This is a genomic window from Pseudomonas sp. FEN, assembly GCF_904067045.1.
GTDB lineage: Bacteria > Pseudomonadota > Gammaproteobacteria > Pseudomonadales > Pseudomonadaceae > Aquipseudomonas.
Genome location: NZ_CAJFDC010000013.1, coordinates 124701 through 143128, shown reverse-complemented (window position 1 = coordinate 143128; position 18428 = coordinate 124701). Strand labels below are relative to the sequence as shown.

The 18428-nt window shown below is 60.4% G+C and carries 12 protein-coding genes; 11 read left to right on the top strand and 1 reads right to left on the bottom strand.

Annotation, left to right across the window (positions count from 1 at the left end):
- Positions 1-4: 4 nt before the first annotated feature.
- From PFEN_RS15035 to PFEN_RS14985, 11 genes are all read left to right on the top strand, one after another.
- Positions 5-2620 carry a type VI secretion system Vgr family protein gene (locus PFEN_RS15035; protein WP_191487609.1) on the top strand — a complete coding sequence of 872 codons (2616 nt, stop codon included), beginning with the start codon at positions 5-7 and terminating at the stop codon, positions 2618-2620.
- A gap of 50 nt (positions 2621-2670) precedes the next feature.
- A complete protein-coding gene (locus PFEN_RS15030; RefSeq protein ID WP_191487608.1) occupies positions 2671-5265 on the top strand; it encodes a DUF2169 domain-containing protein in 2595 nt (864 codons plus the stop codon).
- Positions 5258-6220, top strand: coding sequence for a pentapeptide repeat-containing protein (locus PFEN_RS15025; RefSeq protein ID WP_191487607.1), 963 nt, complete (start codon positions 5258-5260; stop codon positions 6218-6220). The genes PFEN_RS15030 and PFEN_RS15025 overlap by 8 nt, the downstream gene beginning before the upstream one ends.
- The gene (locus PFEN_RS15020) at positions 6217-6864 is read left to right on the top strand and encodes a DUF3540 domain-containing protein (protein WP_191487606.1); all 648 of its coding nucleotides are present in this window, start codon (positions 6217-6219) and stop codon (positions 6862-6864) included. Before PFEN_RS15025 ends, PFEN_RS15020 begins: the two co-directional genes overlap by 4 nt.
- An 8-nt stretch (positions 6865-6872) precedes the next feature.
- Positions 6873-7277, top strand: a complete 405-nt coding sequence (locus PFEN_RS15015) for a DUF4150 domain-containing protein (protein ID WP_191487605.1) — start codon at positions 6873-6875, stop codon at positions 7275-7277.
- Between the two features lie 35 nt (positions 7278-7312).
- Positions 7313-7915: a type VI secretion system lipoprotein TssJ gene (gene tssJ, locus PFEN_RS15010; RefSeq protein WP_191487604.1), complete on the top strand. Its 603-nt coding sequence runs from the start codon at positions 7313-7315 to the stop codon at positions 7913-7915.
- Positions 7916-7977: 62 nt separating this feature from the next.
- Positions 7978-9360, top strand: a complete 1383-nt coding sequence (tssK, locus tag PFEN_RS15005) for a type VI secretion system baseplate subunit TssK (RefSeq protein WP_191487603.1) — start codon at positions 7978-7980, stop codon at positions 9358-9360.
- Complete coding sequence (locus tag PFEN_RS15000) at positions 9357-10025, top strand: DotU family type IV/VI secretion system protein (RefSeq protein ID WP_191487602.1); 669 nt, start codon at positions 9357-9359, stop codon at positions 10023-10025. The genes tssK and PFEN_RS15000 overlap by 4 nt, the downstream gene beginning before the upstream one ends.
- Positions 10025-13963 (top strand): type VI secretion protein IcmF/TssM N-terminal domain-containing protein, encoded by a 3939-nt coding sequence (locus PFEN_RS14995; protein WP_191487601.1) that lies wholly within the window; start codon positions 10025-10027, stop codon positions 13961-13963. The genes PFEN_RS15000 and PFEN_RS14995 overlap by 1 nt, the downstream gene beginning before the upstream one ends.
- On the top strand, positions 13963-17118 hold the full coding sequence (locus PFEN_RS14990; protein WP_191487600.1) for a response regulator: 3156 nt from the start codon (positions 13963-13965) through the stop codon (positions 17116-17118). The genes PFEN_RS14995 and PFEN_RS14990 overlap by 1 nt, the downstream gene beginning before the upstream one ends.
- 16 nt (positions 17119-17134) lie before the next feature.
- On the top strand, positions 17135-17782 hold the full coding sequence (locus tag PFEN_RS14985) for a response regulator (protein WP_191487599.1): 648 nt from the start codon (positions 17135-17137) through the stop codon (positions 17780-17782).
- Here PFEN_RS14985 and PFEN_RS14980 read toward each other — a convergent pair whose 3' ends face one another.
- A complete protein-coding gene (locus PFEN_RS14980; protein ID WP_191487598.1) occupies positions 17783-18325 on the bottom strand; it encodes a DinB family protein in 543 nt (180 codons plus the stop codon).
- Between the last annotated feature and the right edge of the window lie 103 nt (positions 18326-18428).

Genomic DNA, 18428 nt, shown 5'->3' with positions numbered 1-18428 from the left:
ATTGATGGCTCTCAATGATCACGCGCTCTGTACTTTCGCCAGCCTGGCACCCTCGCTTGTGCTCGAAACATTGTGGGTGCAGCAGTGGCAGGGCGAGGAACAGCTCTCTCAGCCGTATCGCTTCGAGGTTCGGCTGGCGACGATCAATCCGTTGTTCGACGACGAAGCACTGCTTGGCAACCGCGCGGTATTGACCCTGAGCGATGCGTTGGGGCAGCCGCATCCCTATCAGGGCATGGTAACGGAGGTGGATTATCTCGACGCCGACTCCCTTTATTACTACTACCGCGTGGTGCTGGAACCGCGCTTCGTGCAGTTGCGTCATTTCCGCTTTTCCGAAATCTGGTTGGACAAAAGCCTGCCGGAGCTGATTCGTGACGTCCTCAAGCTGGCTGACCTTGATGTCGAAGGGCCGGGTATCAACGGTGTGCCCGGTTCGGCTTATGACTTCGATATTCGCCTGCCGCTGGCTGATGATCCGCTGACTCAGGCAACTTTTACCTGCCAGTTCGAAGAAACCAGTTTCGCCTTTATTTCACGTCTTCTTGAATATTTCGGTGTGTATTACTTCTTTGAACAGGGGCCTGACGGAGAGGCGCTGGTGCTCTGTGGCGACAGACGCTACCAGCCGCAACTCCCCAGTCTTCTGACCTATCGTCGTCAAGATTCGGAACTGGATGTCGGCCGGGTCCTGGCGGTAGCCCGTACCTTCGAGCGCAAGCTGGTCCGTCAAGCAGCCGGGGTCACGCTACAGGACTTTTCCGCGAGCAACGCGCAGTTGAAGTTGGAGGTCAACGCCTCGGTGGCGACTGCCAGTCTCGGCGCAGAGGCCTCGACCGAACAACAAGAGGCCGTCTCGAGTTCGCCTGTATTTGTCGGTGGGCAAGGGCTGTATGGCGAGCACTTCGGTTCGCTCGAACAGGGGCAATGGTTGGCCAATCGCCGTGCCCAGGCCATCGGTTGTCGTCAACGGGAGTTTCATGGTGCCGGTCGAGCGACGGGCTTGCGCGCGGGTTATCCGATGCTGTTGGTGGGCCATCCGCGTCCGCTGTTCAATGCCGGTTATCAGGTGATTGAAGTTCACCATGAGGGTTATCAGCCGTTGCCGGGCCTGGGGGCGGAGGGGGAAGGACCGGGGCAGGGTATCAACACGCGTTTTATCGCCTTGCCCGGCGACGTGCAGTTCCGCGCCCCCTGTGTAACGCCTCGGCCCTATGTGCAGGGCGTGCTCAGTGCGGTAGTGGACGGTGATGAAGATACCGGTCGGCCGCTGCTCAATGAGCATGGTTGCTACAAGGTGAGTTTCCCGTTCATTCGCGGCGAGAAGAACGCGACGCGTGGTTCGGCCTGGTTGCGTATGGCCACGCTGTCCAGTGGTTCGAGCCACGGCATGAATTTCCCGCTGCTGAAAGGCACGGAAGTGCTGGTTTCGTTCTTGGGCGGCGACCCCGATCGCCCGGTGATTACCGGCAGCGTGCCCAACTCCGAGAATCCCAATGTGGTCACCGGCGATAACGCGGCCCAAAGCGGCTTGAGCACTCCTGGTGGGCATTTGTTTGCGATGGAAGACAGCCCGTCGGGGCCGATGATGAAGATGGGCGCTTCTACCGGTTGTAGTTTTACCCTGGGCGAGGGCGATGTCAGTGGGGCGCATTTGCGCACGGACAAACATATGCAACTGGCGTCCAGTTCATATAAGCATGAGGTGCCAGGCGTATATAAATTTTCCATCGATGGCGGGGAGCCACCTAAGGCATTATCGGCAGGCTCTGATGAAGGTAAATTGGCCAACAAATTCAACCGTAAACCTCAGGATCCTGCTGGTAATACTCCTCCTGATAATACTCCTCCTCCTGCTGATAATAGTGCTCCTACTTCTGCTTCTGCTCTTCATACTTATACAAGGGGCAGTTATGTGACAAAACTTGCATTTGCAGGCGTTGATCTTTCGGCAAACGTATCATTGGCTAAGGCCGCTGTTTCAGCGAGTGGCTTGAGTGTTAGTCTTGGACTTAATGCCTTGGATGTTAATGTCAAGCTGGGGCTCGCTTCGTATGAATATGTATTGTGTCCTACGCAATATAAAAACGGAGAATATGTTAAGAGTCTAAATAAGGTGAAGAATGAAAAGCTGTTTTATGAGAAGAATTCGATTGTCGCTCATCGTGGAAGTTATGAGGTTAAATTGGAAAAATCTGCCTATGCTATGTATTTTTCCACGATGGCTCACGAAATTTGTGTGGGTGGCAATACTATTTTATTGACTAGGAATGGAGTGATTATTAAATCGGACGGTATCGTTCATATTGATGCTGATTTACATGTTACCGGAGAGGTCCTGGTTGGCGGCAGCCTATCTGTTAGCAAGTGTCTCTATGTGGATGATTCCGCCATGATAAGTAATCGGGTTAGAGATAGTGTAATTGGCGAGGGGGTCCCGAATATTCCGAATGTGTCGATCGAGGAATTAAAAATTCGAGCTCCGATAGAACTGAAAGCAATCGCCATCGAAAGGGCCTCCAGTCGGGCCAGTGTAGAAGTTGCGGTGGCGGCAGGTGACGCCATAGTGGCTCCACTCGAGGCCGCTGGCGCAGCTGGTGGCGCGCCCGCCGCTCCCTGACGTTTACGTTTCAAGGGGACTGTTGGTTTACACCCTGTGCGGAGAGCCTGATGCAACTCAAATGTGAACACGCCAGCCTTGTATTGCTTGCCACTTCCAAGCTGCGGGATACCCATGTCCTGGTGGTTACTTTCGGCCTGTTAGTGGATGCCGAAGGCAAGATCATGCCCGCCGGGCAAACCTGGAGCTGGCTCGCCGAGCGCATGGGCAAGCAGACGCTGGACAGCGGTTTGAAAAAAAGCCGTGGCACCTTCGCGGTGCAGGGGCAAGCCTATGCCCTGACCGACGCACAGCGCGCCGGAATGGCAGTGCGGGCGCGTCTGGGAACGCTTGAGAAAACACTGCATGTGTTTCCACCCCGTCAATGGAACAAGGGCCTCTTGGGTTGGATGCCTGTTACAACCGGACAGATCGATTGCCTGCCTTTGAGCCTGGAAAACGCCTACGGTGGTTCCCTGTGGGCGGATAACCCAGTGGGCAAAGGTTATTGTGCTGATACAGACACCGCAGGCGGAACTGCACTCGCGCAACTGGAAGTCGCGAACCTGAGTGTTTGCGATCCTAAGGATCGCCCGGTAACTGCCAGCTTCATGCCATTACCCCCGCAAAGCGCTGCGCGCAGTGCCTTTATGGGCACCCTTGATGAGGACTGGACCGCCTATCGCGCACCGTTCTTGCCGACCGATACCGATGCCCGCTGGTTCGACGAAGTGGCGCAGGACCAGTGCAATACTGAATTTTGGCGGGGAGACGAAACCTGGTCGGCGACGGGGATGCACCCAGCCCAGGCGCAAGTGTCCGGGCGCCTGCCTGGCCTGCGGCCACGACTTTTTGTCGAGCGCACTGATAAGCACCTTGCTATCACCGAAGCGCCAATGGATCTCGATACGGTATGGCTGTTCCCCGAAGCGCAGAGTGTGCTTTTGCTATACCGAGCAGAGGTGTCTGTACTCGATATCGATGCGCAGGATATCGCCACACTGGCGATGGCCCTTGAGCGTGTCGGGGATGCCGAGCGGGACAAGCAGACATGGATTGATCGGCTTTGGCCGCGTCCTCCGGTCGAACCGGTCGAGATACCGCCCACCGAGCCGCAAGTGTTCGACACCGGGCCCATGATTGCCAGTTTGCAGGCTGCCGCGGACGCAATACACGCCGAACTATCCGTGGCGCATGAGCAGAGTCTTCAGATCGCCCAGGACATGGCGACAGGCATGGATGTGCCTTTCAACCGTGCAGATTATCCGCCGTTGGCCAAACTGGATTTTGCGGCGCTCATGCGAGAGCCACGGCCGCCTGCCAAGCCCTTCGATCCAGGGGCACTACGAGCCGAAATCGAGACGGAACTTGCTAAAGCCAAGGCCGATAGCATGCGCCATGCCCGGAGTGCGATCACTCGATTGGATATGGATGTCGAGAAGACCTTGGCGCTGGCAAAGCAACCAGTACCCGAAGTTGACCTCATGGATTTGCTGGCCCGATTGGACCTGCCTCAAGCACAGCAGGCGGATATGGTTGAAAAAGTGGCAGCGGGGTTTTCCCGTTCACAAGCGATGGAGGCCTCCATCGATCAGCAACTCGCTGCTGTCGAAAAGGCACTGGCGGCTGATCGAATCAAATTCGGCCCCGCACCCACGCCTGCCGAATACTGCAATCTGACCCGTGAATCGCTGCAAGCCTTGCACCTGGCGGGTAAATCGTTGCAGAACCTCAGCCTCAATGGCCTTGATCTTTCAGGGATCGATCTGGGTCAAGCAGACCTGAAAAAAACCCTGTTTGAAAACTGCCAGCTCAAAGGTGCTTGTCTGGCAAATACGGACCTGAGCCAGAGTCACTTTATCGGTTGTGATTTGAGTGCTGTGAGTTTGGACAAAGCGTCCTTGCAAGAAACGGTCTTTGAACGGGTTCTATGCCAAGGCGCATCATTCAAGGGCGCTAACCTTTTGGCTATCCGAGCCAGTAAAAGTGATTTCTCCACTGCTGATTTCACCGAGGCCAACCTACAGCAAGCCCAACTCAACGAATGCAGCCTCGACAAGGCGCAACTGAGCAACGCCAATCTAAGCAAACTACGCCTCAATAAATGCGACCTGAGCGGCGCAATACTCACCGACGGCAACCTCCACAAAGCCAAGCTCTACGATTGCACACTGAACGCGACAGACATGCGCCGCACCAATCTCAGCAAAGCCGATTTCGCCAAGGTTGTGGGCCGTGATCTGGACTTGCGCGAGTGCAACCTGCAGAACCTGCGGCTGGCCGCTCACTGCGTTTTGCCGGGTGTGCGCCTGGACGATGCCGACCTGACCGCTGCCAGTTTTCAAGATGCCGATCTGAATCACGCCAGCCTGCGCGGCGCACGGTTTAACGACGCGCTGCTGACCGGTTGCGACCTGAGTGATTCCGACGGTGTCGGGCTGGTCGCGCAAGGTGCCTACCTGTCCGTATGTGACTTGAGTCGCGCTGATTGGTCTGGCGCCAACCTGCTTGACGGCCGCTTGCGCAAGGTATGCCTGGAGCAGACCAACCTCAGTGGCAGCAACTTGCATGGCTTGGCCAGTGACGCTGTATATGGCAGCGGCGTGCGCCTGGAGCAGGCATTGATGACGCGTTGCCGACTCAAGGAGAGCCTGACTCATGCTTGAGGTATTAAGTGTCGAGCGTCTAAGGGCATTGCTGGCTGATTGGCAGCCCTTGCGCGCGTTGAATCTGGCCGGTGGCGACTATCGCGGTGTTGATTTGAGCAACGCGAGGCTGGAAGAAGTTGATGCGCGTGGCGCGCAATTCAATGGAGCCATTCTGACCCAAAGCTACTGGAAAGACTGCCGCCTGGACGGCGCCAATTTCTCCGACAGTACCGCAGACTCATTACACATGGACGCGTGTTCAATGCAGGGGTCCTTGTTCAAGAATGTGCGTTGGAACAAGACCTACTGGGCGCGATGCCGCGGCGAGGATCTGAATCTCTCGGGGGCGCAGCTACAGGCTTTTACGCTCTCGGAGTGCCGCGTACCGGGTATCAGACTGGCAGCCGCCCAGTTGAGCAAATCCCAATGGAACCGCTGCGATCTGACGGGCCTTGATGCCCAGTCGGCGCATTTTGCGAAGGCACGGCTGATCGATTGCCAACTCGATCAGGCGCGCTTTGGTCTGGCGTCGTTGCAGCAGTGTGCCTTCGATGAATCGTCGTTGAGTGGCGCCGATTTTCATGCCGTGCAGGCCGAGGGCGCGTCGTTCTACCGCAGCAAGGGAGCCGCGCCGATGTTTGTCGGTGCCAATCTCAAGGGCGCTCTGTTCAATGCCAGCCATTTTGACTCGGTCGATTTCAGTGATGCCGTTCTGGAGATGGCCATCCTGATAGACGCCCAGATGCCAGGCGCGCGCTTTGACCGCGCACTGTTGCGTTATGCCGATTGCACCGCGTTGTTTGCCCCGCGGGCCTCGTTCGCCGCCGCCGACGTGACCGGCATGAATGCCCATGCCGCTGATTTCACCCAGGCCGACTGGCAGCAGAGCAACCCTCAAACCATCCAGCCCGTTGATACCGAACGCCTCGCCGCCGAGCAATGGCGGCCCGCCTCTTTAGGAAAATCGAGATGAATGAAGCCCCGCAGTATTGCGATGCCGCTGCTCAATTGCGTCATGCACAGGTCAACGCACTGGATGGCGAGCGTTTCGGCGTGGTCAGCAGCGATGGCCGCCGCTATTGGCTAAAACCCGCATTCGGGTGCCTGGTGCGTCCAGCAGTGGGGGACAAGGTGTTGGTCAGCCTGGACGCGCAGGGGGGGTACATCCTTGGCGTGCTGGAACGCGCCATCGCTCAACCAGCACGTATGCATCTGGATGGCGACCTGCAGTTGAGCCTGCCCGCCGGCGCGCTGAGCATTCAGGCTCGCGACGGCGTGAGCCTTGACGCCGGTAGCGCATTACGGGTGTGCGCCGAGCAGGGCAGTGTGCAGATGCAGCGTGCCAATCTGAATGTCGGGACCTTGGCCATGAGTGGCGAGCACCTAGAGAACCATTGGCTCGAGCGCCACGACAACAGCGTTTATCACCGCGAAAAAGCCGTGCGCCACGAGGCGGATTTTGCTGACAGCCGCCGTCGCGTCGAAGGCCATGAAGAACTTCATTCCGGCTCGTTGCGCCAGCGCGTGCGCGATGACTGGAGCGTGCAGGCCGACACGTTGGACCTGAATGCACAACGTAGTGTTGCCATTGATGGTGACAGCATCAAGCTGGGGTGAAATCGATTATGTACATGCTTAATAACGGCGGTGCGATGGCAATGTCCACGGTGCCCGATATCTGCAAGACACCGGTCCCGCCAGCCGGGCCGGTGCCTTTGCCTTATCCCAATACAGCTGATACCAGCGCCGCAGACCCGGGAGGGTTGGTGATGGAAGTGCTGGTGGGCGGCATGCCAGCGATGAATATGTCGAGCAAAGTGTTGATGACCAGTGGCGATGAAGCGGGTGTGGCCGGTGGCGTCACCAGCGGCAAGGTCAAGGGTGAAATGATCTTCATCGATGGCAGCAGCAAAGTGATGGTCGCTGGTAAGCCCGCCGTGCGGGTCACCTGCCAGACCATGCACAACGCCAATAACACCATGGGTACGGTTTCGCAGCCGAGCCAGACCGCCGTCCTGGTGATGGCGTGAGCGTCGCGGGGCGTGCGCCCTCAATCAAGTTTTTCATGGGCGGGCTCGCCCTTTGCATCCTGCTCTCCGCCTGCAGCAGCCAGGAACTCACCCCCGAGCAACAGGCCCTCACCGAGCTCAAATGGGACTACACCGAGAACGCCATCGAGCTGAGCTTCACCGCCGATAAAGACCTCAATCAGTACGACGGCCAGGCACATAACCTGTTGGTGGTGGTCACGCAGTTCGATCAGGTCAGTGCGTTTTCCGCCTACACCGGCAACTCCCAGCAACTGAGCAGTCTGTTGCTGATGAACAGTGCGCCGACCGGGATGATCGGTCTTACGCGGCTGTTTATCGAGCCGGGCCAGACCCGGCAGTTGAGCCTGCCGCGACTCGAGGGCACGAAGATGGTCGGAGTCGCCGCCGGTTACGCGCATCTGGACCCGACGCGTAGCGTCAAGCTGTATCAGATCGGCGTCGACGTGACCTCCAGCGGTTTCTTCAGCAAGACCTGGACCGCCACACCGCGCCCCATCGCCATTGACCTGCTCGTCGGGCCCGAGGCTCTGCTGCGTGGCAAGGAAAGTCGTCTGGCGCTGCCCAAGCCCGTGCAGCCCCGAGAGGGCGAGGTGAGCCTGCCGGGCGCACAGGACTGACCTGCTTGTCGTGAGCGTTGCAGCGGCCACGCTTTTCAATTTTCTGCCTGAATCCGAGCCCTATGAATATCGATCAGTTGTTGTATTGGCACCAGGGCTTGTTTCTCCAGCCTCAGCATTTTCAACAGAACGATGCCCGTATCGAGCATCGTCTGACCCGCACCACGGCGTTGAATCACCCTTACCCGTGGGGCTTGATCTCCTTGAAGATCAACGAGTCCGCGCTGGTTGCCAAGCAGTGCCTGTTGGATCAATTGTCGGTGCGTTTCGCCGAAGGCACCTTGGCGGAATATCCGGGGAATGCGGTGCTGGAGTCGCGCCCCCTTGACCTGGGCGAGTTCAGTGGTGGTCGCACGCTGTTTGTAGGGTTGCGTCGCTTGCTGCCGGGCGACTCCAACGCGCAGGTATTCGAGACCCTGTCCGAGGGTTCCCGGGCGCAAGCGCGCTTTGTCGTGGCCGCTGACCCGGAAGTGATCGGCGACCGTCTCGGCAACTCCCCGGAAGCACGAGTGCGCCCGATGTCCTATGTGTTGCGGCTGTTCTGGGAAGACGAGCTGGAGCATTTGAGCACCTACGAGTTGCTGCCGATTGCCCGTCTTGAACTGGACGGTGATCGCGTCCGACCGGCCCAGCGCTACGTGCCGCCGTCGGTCAATCTGGCGGCATCGCCGATGCTCCTGCAAACCTTGCGCGAGGTGCGCGACGAACTGGTCGGCCGGGCGCGACAGTTGTCGGTGTACAAGCAGCCGGGGGAGTCGCGGCGCGGCGATCTTGACGCTGCCCAGGTCAACCATATGATGGCCCTGGCGGTACTGAATCGTTATGGTCCGTTGCTGACCCATCTGCTGGAAACACCACAGGTTTCGCCGTGGCAGCTGTACGGTACCCTGCGCCAACTTGTCGGTGAGTTGAGCCTGTTTTCCGATGTCTGCGACATGCTCGGCGAAACCCCGGATGGCCGTCTGCTGGTGCCGCCTTACAAGCATGAGGACGCGGGGGCCGCGACTGTTGCACTGGTCGCCCTGGTCGGCCAGCAGCTCAATGAAATCAGCATCGGCTCCGAGTTGTTGGTGCACCTGCAACTGCAGGAAGGTTTCTACCAGGCCCCGCTGCCGGACGCCTTTTTCGGTCCACGACATCGTTACTTTCTGATGGCTCGCAGCGTGGCCGACCCCGTGTGGCTGGCCGAGAGCCTGCCGCTGGATGGCAAGCTGGGGGCGTTCAGTGTCCTGCAAGGCCTGGTCAACCGCGCCTTGCCCGGCGTCGAGTTGATCTATCTGCAGGTTCCGCCACAAGGGCTGCCGCGTGTGGCAGGGGCGTTGTACTTCCGTCTGGAAACACTGAGCGATGGCTGGGAAACGCTACAGCAGGAGCGTCAGGCCGCGTTCTTCCTGCCCCAGCCGCCCACTGACCTGAGTATCGATCTGGTGGTGGTACGCACATGATCAATCCCCGCCTGGCTGACTGCTGGATGCCGAGTTTCGAGGCCGCCAAGCGCGGCTTCATCGATTCGACGCAGTCCTATGAGACGCTCGCGCCGGTGCTCATAGTGCTGCTCGATAGCGCTGCCAATCGAGCCCGCGAATTGCACTTCGCCGAAGCCGAAGTCCGTGAGGCGCTGTTCGCGGTGGTCGCCTGGATCGATGAGGCGGCCATGTCCGGCGAATGGCCCGGGGCGGCACAATGGCGGCGGGCACCGTTGCAACGCCACTACTTCTCCACCAGTCGTGCCGGTGTCGAGTTCTTCCTGCGTCTTGAGGCTTTGCCCGAGGCGGCGGTCGGTGCCCGCGAGGTCTTCGGCCTGGCCTTGCTCGGCGGCTTCCAGGGGCGCTATGCGACCCGTCCGGGGGGTGAACTGATGCAATACCGTCGGCTCTGCCTGGAGCGAATCCTGCTCGATCGGCAGATCGTGCCGCTGGACGCCACCAGCCATCTTTTCGAACAACCCGAAGACCACCTGCCAAAACGGCTCCGTGTGGTGCGCCGGGGCTTGCCCGGTATTTCACTGTTGCTGTTGATCGGGGTGCCCTTGATTGTGTTGACCGTGCTGTACATCAGTTTCGATCTCTCGCTGGGTCGACAAGTCAGCCAACTGCTGGAGATGCGCTGATGTTGAAGAAAACCGGCGTGTTCTTGCTCTGGGTGCTGCTGCTGGCAGGCTTCGCGCTGTTGCTCTGGGGCCTGGCGCTCTACGAGAACTGGCCATTGTGGTACGTGCCGGTGATGTTCATCGGTACGCTGCTGGTGGTCTTTTGCCTGCGTGGGATCGGACGGCGCTGGCATGCCTGGCGCCTGCGGGCCCGGATGAACAGCGAGTTGCCCCAGAGTCGTCGCGATGAGGCGCCCGCTCTTGATCAGGACTGGAACAGCGGTGTGCAGATGTTGCGCCAGTCGCGTCTGAGTCGATTGGGTTCACCCTTGTATGTGCTGCCCTGGTTCCTGATGCTGGGCGAAAGTGACAGCGGCGCCAGTCGTCTGTTGGGCAACAGCGGACTGACCTCGGCATTGCGCTCGACCCGCGGTGGCAAGCCGGCCGCCTCGACCGGGACCTTGGATTGGTGGTTCCTGGAGCGTGGCGTGATCATTGATCCCGCCGGGCGCATGGCCGAGGGCAACAGCGACGCGGGCCCGGAATGGCGGCGGTTGCTCTACTGGCTGTTGCGTTCGCGGCGCCGCGAACCCCTCAACGGTGTACTGCTGGTGATCGACTGCCAGCGCTTGTTGAGCGATACCGATGCGCGTCTGGCCGAGCAGGGACACAATCTGCGCCGCCGTCTTGATGATTTGGTGAAGGTCTTTGGTGCCCGTTTGCCGGTGTATTTCATTATCACCGGCGCCGAAGCCTTGCCAGGGTTCACCCAATGGGCGGCCGCCCTCACGCCACCGCAGCGCGACCAGCCATTTGGCCTGCTCAGCCAGCAGCGCACGGGGGCGGCGCAGGTGTTTCTCGATGAGGTGTTTGGCGCAATTGTCCAGCGCTTGTTCGATCTGCGCATCGAGTTGGGGGTGCGTGGCCTGCCTGATGAAGCAGCCTTCAGCCTGCCGGAGCGCATCGTTGATTTACGCGCGCGTCTCGGGCATCTGCTGTTGCCGGCGTTCGACGCCAATCCCTACAGTGAGTTGCCGCTGCTCCGCGGGTTGTTCCTGACGGCGCAAGGGCAGGAGGCCGACGGCGGGAGCGAAGGCTGGTTCAGTCATGAACTGCTGGGACAGTTGCTGCCAGCGCAACGCCACGCTTATCAACCCATCGATAGCTGGCATCGCTGGCGGCGACTGCTGGCCCATGCCGCGGTGCTTGGCTGGCTGGGCCTGTGTGGCGGATTTGGCGCCTTGCTGGTTTATGCCGACCAGCACACCCGGGCCGTGCTCACCGAAGCGCTCGACGAACCGCCCGTGGCCGAGGACTTCGACGGTGGACTGGAGACCGACCTGGATGCGCTGCGTCGCTTCCGCCAGGCACTGATCAGCCTGTCTGCCCGGCAGCAGGGCGGATGGCATGGCTTGCTGCCGTTCTCACGCCATATCGAAGAAGTCCAGGAGCACTATCGCGCTGACTACGTGATGTTGTTCGATCGCGAAATACGCACGCCGGTATTTGATGGTTTCATTTCGCAAAACCTGCGCGGCGCATCGAATAGCGGCGATCCACGGCTGATTGCCGCTTATGCCGAATTCCTGGTGCGGCGGATCAACCTGCTCGATGCCCGTCTGAACAATCAGTCGATGGATGACTTGCCGCTGCCCGGTTCCGAGGTCGGTTTTCTGAACTTGACCTACGGCTCCAAGGAGATGACCAGCGCCGGGCAACTGGTCACCCTGGGGACCAGTTATCGCTCCTACCTGGAGTGGCAAACCGATATGGCGCAGATGCAGGGCCAGCGGGCGGCCCTGCTCGGCCAACTGGAAAGCATGGGGCTGGAAGGGCGTCCGCTGACGTGGCTGAAAGCCTGGGCGGATCTGCAGGGCAATCTGCAGCCGATCCGGCTGGCTGAATACTGGAGCGATAGTGACAACCCGGGCCTGAGTCTTTCCGGTGCCTATACCTCGCAAGGGCACAGTGCGATTTTTGCTTTTATCGATGAGCTCGGCCGTGCCAGCCGTGACGGGGCCTTGTGGAAGACCCAGCGGGTGAAATTCCTCGATCAGTACCAGAGCGATACCCAGGATGCCTGGTATCGGTTTATCCAGGGCAGCCTGCTCAGTGCCCAGACACGCTTGAAAAACCGCAGTGACTGGCAGTTGGCCCTGAGTGTCATCGGTACGCCCAACGATCCGTTCCTCAAGCTGCTGCATCGCAGTGCCGAACGGTTTGCCTTGATCCCGCTCGAGCGACGGGCGCCTTGGGCGAGCCGGGCGGTGTCGCTGGATCGGTTGCTTGAGCTGGCCAGTAACAATGATCTGCATGCCGGCGCGGGAGCACTGGGCAACCTGAAAATCACCAATGCACTGGGCGGCGATGTGCTCAAGGGCATGGCCAATGGTGGTTCGATCGAGAGCGGGGTCAACGGTTTGCGCGATGAGTTGACCCAGGCCCGTGCCTTGGCCAGATTCCAGCAGTTGATGAAAGGTGTGGTGGCCGATCTGCAGAAAAGCGATGCGCAAGCATTTCAGGTCGCCTTGGATACCTGGGGCTTCGGTGCCGATCCGACGGTGAAGTCCGCGCCGCTCTGGGACGCGGACAGCGTGCGCAGTGCCTTGATCCAGGCGCTGAAGGGGCCCGATCCGCGTGAAGATGTGGTCTGGTCGTTGGCAACCGGCCAGCTGGATTTCTCCTCGCGTTACGTTTCCGAAGTGGCGGCCTGTCGCCTGCAAAGTGACTGGAGCGGGCAGTTGCTCAGCTCGATTCAGGGCGTGCAGGACCCGGTCATGCTCAACGAGCTGCTGTACGGCGATCGCGGTCAGTTGCCGGCCTTTATGAACGGGGCGGTGAAGACCTTCGTGCAGCGCGATGTGCAGCACTACAGCGGGCGTGAAGCGCTGGGCGTTCAAGTGCCGTTGACGGGCGCGTTCTACGCCTATGTCAGTCGCATGCAGCATGCGCGCAACGATCTGCTCGGTGCCCAGCGCCAGAGCCAGGCCCAGCAGGCCACGGAGCAGCAAGGCAGGCAGGCGCTGGAAGCCGAGCAGAAAGGCCTTGTGGCGCAACGGGCGGAGCTCAAGCAGAGCATCGCCACACTGCAAGCCACCGCGGCGGTGGTGGAATTGTCCGCCGCGCCCTCGCAGGTCAATCTCGGCGCCCGTTCACTGCCCCGGCAGACGCGGCTGACGCTGCAGTGCAGCGGTCGTTCGACGGTGCTGGATAACTTCAACTTCCCCACCAGCGCCAGCTTCGTCTGGGCGCCGGGGGCCTGTGCCGATGTTGCCCTGGAAATCAGTTTCGCCGACTTCAAGCTGACCCGGCACTGGAGCGGGGACCGGGCGTTCGTGGACTTCCTGCGCTTGTTCAATGGCGGCCAACATACCTTCAGCGCCGATGATTTTCCGAACCAGCGTAATTTGATGGGGAGTGAGAACCTGGTCGGCATTCAACTGACCTACCGCCAGGAAGGCGAACAGGTGTTGCTGGATAAATATGGCCAAGCCGACCAGTTGCAGCTTCAGGCCAACGTCATCGATGCACACTTGAACGGCATTGCCGAACAGTTGGCGGCGATGGATGCCCAGGCTGCCGCCTCGAATGTCCGTCTGGCCGCCCTCGGCTCGCCCACCGAACAGGGTGTCGCGAGCATTCAACCGCCGGCCCAGATAGCCTGGTGCTGGACTCCCCGGCCCGTGGAAACGGGGCTGTCGGCTGGTGAAGGAGTGCGGTTGGATCTTGGCACCTATGGCAACGAGACGCGCTTGAAGAACCTTGAGGCGCAGTTGCGGACCTTGGGATTTACCAGCCGGCGGGAATCCACGCAGACGGTAACCGGTGACAAGGTGACACGCTTGCTGGTGGTGGCGCTGCGCGACGACGCGGCCGCGCAACGGGCGATTCGCGACATTGTGAGCAAAATGGGGGTTGGCGCGACGCTCGACAGTGCCTCCGGCAAGGTTGGGTTGTAATGAGGGGCTGGCGCGCCTCCCTGGCGTTGCGCATTACCTGTGTCCTCGCACTGGTTCTGGCGTTGAGTTGGTGCGTGGCTGCCGGGCTCAGTGCCTGGCGTACTTATGAGCAACTGCAAGGCAAGGCGCTGGACGATCTCAGTCAGCGCCTACGGCTGCTGTCCAGTGTGGACAACGACGACTTTCGTGACGCGGAAGAAGGCGCCAGGCGACTGATGACGCGCTGGAACAGTGGTGCGGCAAAAGAGTTTGGCAGCAGTATTTTCCAGCGCAGCACCCTGCATTGGGTACTCAACCAGCCCGGGCAAGGTACCGTGGACAACGCCGTCGCCACGGATAGGTTGGCCCGTGCCGCTTCCGCCGCGGAAGCGTTCGGTACTGCCGGCCAGGCGATGACGGTCGATACGTTTTTCTATTTCCCCGACGCCGGGGCGGCTTTTTCCACGGCAGTCGATATTCCTTCGGGCTTTGCCCAGGCCCGTGCGACTCACTTGCGGGCCCTGTTCGAGGCACTGCCTGCGAACGATCGCCAGGTCATCTGGGACGGGCCGTATAACGAGCCGTCGTTGGGCCGTCAACTGATCAGCGTTGCAGTGGTCGCCAGGGATGTATCGGGCAAGCCGTTGTACATGACGGGCTATGAACTGAAGCTTGATGAGCGTTTGACCCGTATCGGACAGTTGCTCAAGGGCTATCCCAGCCTGTTGCTGGATGCACAAGGCCAGCGCGTTGCCGATCTGTCCGGCAATACGCTGGCGACGGTTTCCCGCGACCGGCTCAAGCAACTGATCGCGCAGTTGCCTGCCGCGGCCGATTTTCCGCAGATCGGTCGCTTCGACGTCGATACGCCGATGGTCGTCGCTCACCTGCCGCAGCCGGACTGGTATCTGTTGACGCTTTACCCGCAAGCGCAACTGCGCGCGGGCGCCTTGAGCCTGATTCTTGCCGAGGCGCCTTTTGCGATTGTCGGCTTTATCCTGTTGGCCTTCGGTTTACTCTGGGTATTGCGTCGCGAGCTGGCGCAGCCGCTGGCCCGGTTTGCCCGGGAAATCGAAGAGACCGCTCGTGGCGACGATCTGTCGCGCCGTTTGCCCGAGGCTCGCGCCGATGAACTGGGGCGCTTCGCCAGGGCCTACAATCACTTGCTCGATGCCTTGCAGGCCCAGCAGGCCGGCCTGGAAAAGCTGGTGGAAGTCCGTACCCAGGAACTGCAGGGCGCCCGGGATATCGCCAACCAGGCCAACCAGCTCAAGGGGCAGTTCCTGGCCAATATGAGCCACGAAATCCGCACGCCGATGAACGCGGTCATCGGCATGAACCACTTGCTGGCGGATACGCCGCTCACGCCTCAACAGCAACATTTCGTCACGGCGATCCGCGAGAACTCCGAAGCCTTGCTGGCGCTGATCAGCGATATCCTGGATTTCTCCAAGATCGAATCGGGCAACTTGAATATCGAGCGGGTCGAGTTCGATCTGACCGAGGTGCTGGAAGATGTCACCGAGCTGTTGGCACCGCGTGCGGCGGAAAAGGGCGTGCGCATGATCTGCCATATTGCCACCAACGTACCGGGGCAGGTGATGGGCGACCCCTGGCGACTGCGGCAGATTCTGCTCAATCTCCTGAGTAATGCGGTCAAGTTCACCGCCAGCGGCTCGATTCGCCTGGTGGTCTGGCGGGCAGACGGCGACCTGCTCGGATTTCAGGTGATCGATACCGGCATCGGTATCGCACCGTCCGCACAGCGCTCGGTGTTTGATGCCTTTTTGCAGGCGGATGCATCCACCACCCGAAACTACGGCGGCACCGGCTTGGGCTTGTCCATCAGCCTGCGCCTGGCCAGGCTGATGGGCGGCGGTATCGAGTTGCAGAGCCAGCCGGATGTGGGCTCTACCTTCAGCCTGACCCTGCCCTTGCCGCAATGCCCGGCGCGTGCGGCCGACGCCCCAAGATTGTGGGGCCTGCGCACCCTGGTGGTGGATGAGCACGCCGATGAGCGCGAGGCGTTGATGGTGATCCTCGGCCAGTGGCAGATGCTCTGCCAGGGGGTGGCGTCGGCCGACGATGCGTTGAGGGTGATGCATGAGCAGGCGCGGTTGGGGGTCATGTTCGATCTGGTATTGGTCAACTGGCGCCTGCCTTTGGTCGATGGCGTCGAGTTCGCCGAGCTGTGTCGCGCAGCCCCGTCGTTGGCCACCGCGCGTATCGTGCTGATGGCCTCGCAGGTGGAGTCGTTGCCGTCTGCCGATGAACTGCGTGCCCATGGCCTGGCCGCGTGCGTTGTCAGGCCGCTGCGCCGCGAGCATTTCTATCGGACCTTGTGCGAGGTGCAGAGCGGCGCTACGCCGACGCTCAATGAAATACCGTCGCCTTTGCGCAGTCTGGAGCGGCATCAGTGCAGCCTGGATGTTCTGGTGGTGGATGACATCGCCACCAATCGGGAGATCACCCAGTTGTTCCTGGAGCGTTTCGGCCATCGTGTCGTTCTCGCCCGCGATGGTCTCGAGGCCCTGGAAATACTCGGTCGGAAGATTTTCGATGCGGTTTTGATGGACGGGCAAATGCCGCGAATGGATGGCATGGAAGCTGTTCGTCAGTTGCGCTCGGGGCAATGCGCGGTGCTCGATGACGACGTTTATGTCATCGCCTTGACCGCCAACGCCATGAGCGGTGACCGTGAACGCTTCATTGAAGCCGGTGCCAATGACTATCTCGCCAAGCCAGTGTTACCGATGCAGCTGTTCGATGCGATCACGCGAGTGATCGTGCGACAGCAGGCACGGGGGATGGAGTTGCGTGGCGCGGTGCCATTGTCGCCGACTCCGGCGAGCTCCGTGTCGGCTCTTGCCTCAATCGAGGAGCAGGACCCGCTGCGTGCTCCGCGTCTGCAACGCTTGTTCATGGCGGACTGCCAGGCCTTGCTGGTCCGGCTCAAGGCGGCGGTCCTGCAGACCGATCATGCCGAGTCCGCGCGTATCGCCCATAGCCTCAAGGGCAGCGCCGGGCAATTCGGTGAAGCGGCATTGGAGGCCGCGGCCGCGCTGATGGAGCGGGCCGCCTTGGAATCGGATGTCGCCACTATGATCGCCGCGCTGTTGCAACTGGAAGTGCAGGGTTCGACCCTCGCTGCGCGTCAGCCCGGCCCCTCTGAATAAACTGGAAGACCTGAAGATGCCTGAGTGCCGTTTGCTGCTGGTGGATGATCACGCAATGATTCGCGAAGGGTTGCGCGCCCTGCTGGCCGATGTGCCGGAATTGAGCCTGGCGGGGGAGGCCGAAGACGGACGGCAAGCCATTGCCATGTGCCGCGCCTTGCAACCCGATCTGGTGCTGATGGACCTGAACATGCCGTTGCTCGATGGTGTCTCGGCCCTGACCTTGATCGCCAGGCGCTGGCCCGACATCCTGATCATCGCGCTGACTTCCACGGTCTCCGAACATAACGCCGCGCTGGCGCTGGAGGCTGGCGCGGTCGGCTATGTGCTCAAGCGCAGCCGACGGGAGGATCTGCTCCAGGCCATCGCCCAGGTGCGGGCGGGGAAAATCCATGTCGATGCCGGCCTCGATGCCGCTCAAGTCATGGCGCTGCGCAGCGGTGGGCGGGCGGTCAGCGGTGTCACCCTGACCGAGCGAGAACGGCAGGTCCTGAAGCTGGTTGCCGAAGGCTCGCGGAATCGAGACGTTGCCGAGATCTTGTGTATAAGCCTCAAAACCGTGGAAACCCATCGACTGAATCTGATGAAAAAGCTGGACGCACACAATGCCGCCGATATGACCCAATGGGCTTATCGGCTCGGCCTGCTTGGCTCGGCTTTCTGACTAAGCCTGGGACTCGTCGGGAATGAGTACCAGCAGATCCGTCGCACCAACGTCGATGCCCGCTTGCGACAGCAAGGTGGTGACTTGGCCGCGGTGATGGGTCTGGTGGTTGAAGAAATGCATGACCAGGCCATAAAAATTCCTGTCCGCCGCTATTCCTTGCATGCTTGCGTAGTGGAGGGGCTGATCCAGCTCCGTTTCCGTCACTGAACGCGACCATTCGACGATGATCTGGTCGAGCCAGAGCCGATGTGCCGCAAGCTCCTGGAACCCGGGAAACAGTAACTGGTCGAGGCGCTTGGGGGCGGGCAGTGCCCGAATCGGCTCCAGGGCCCGGTATTGCGCCGGGTGCCGGGCGAATCGCTGCAGCCATACGGTGTCTCCGGCCGTCAGATGGTTCAACGTCCCGAGAATCGAGCCAAAGAAGGCTTTTCTGTCGGTGGCCAGTTCTTCTTCGGACAAGCTTTTGGCCGATTCATAGAGCTTGGCGTTCATCCACTCGTTATAGTTCGCCATCAGGCAAATATGGCTGGTGCGGCTCATCGTGCTCGTCCTTTGATCGTTGGCCAGGTGATCCACGCGTCATCACCCCGCGCAGTCTAATACCATCGGCTTGTTGAAGCCCACCCAGATTGGCATATGCTGT

Coding starts and splice junctions, on each gene's coding strand:
- PFEN_RS15035 (WP_191487609.1), top strand. CDS start 5: ATGGCTCTCAATGATCACGCGCTCTGTACTTTCGCCAGCCTGGCACCC.
- PFEN_RS15030 (WP_191487608.1), top strand. CDS start 2,671: ATGCAACTCAAATGTGAACACGCCAGCCTTGTATTGCTTGCCACTTCC.
- PFEN_RS15025 (WP_191487607.1), top strand. CDS start 5,258: ATGCTTGAGGTATTAAGTGTCGAGCGTCTAAGGGCATTGCTGGCTGAT.
- PFEN_RS15020 (WP_191487606.1), top strand. CDS start 6,217: ATGAATGAAGCCCCGCAGTATTGCGATGCCGCTGCTCAATTGCGTCAT.
- PFEN_RS15015 (WP_191487605.1), top strand. CDS start 6,873: ATGTACATGCTTAATAACGGCGGTGCGATGGCAATGTCCACGGTGCCC.
- tssJ (WP_191487604.1), top strand. CDS start 7,313: ATGGGCGGGCTCGCCCTTTGCATCCTGCTCTCCGCCTGCAGCAGCCAG.
- tssK (WP_191487603.1), top strand. CDS start 7,978: ATGAATATCGATCAGTTGTTGTATTGGCACCAGGGCTTGTTTCTCCAG.
- PFEN_RS15000 (WP_191487602.1), top strand. CDS start 9,357: ATGATCAATCCCCGCCTGGCTGACTGCTGGATGCCGAGTTTCGAGGCC.
- PFEN_RS14995 (WP_191487601.1), top strand. CDS start 10,025: ATGTTGAAGAAAACCGGCGTGTTCTTGCTCTGGGTGCTGCTGCTGGCA.
- PFEN_RS14990 (WP_191487600.1), top strand. CDS start 13,963: ATGAGGGGCTGGCGCGCCTCCCTGGCGTTGCGCATTACCTGTGTCCTC.
- PFEN_RS14985 (WP_191487599.1), top strand. CDS start 17,135: ATGCCTGAGTGCCGTTTGCTGCTGGTGGATGATCACGCAATGATTCGC.
- PFEN_RS14980 (WP_191487598.1), bottom strand. CDS start 18,325: ATGAGCCGCACCAGCCATATTTGCCTGATGGCGAACTATAACGAGTGG.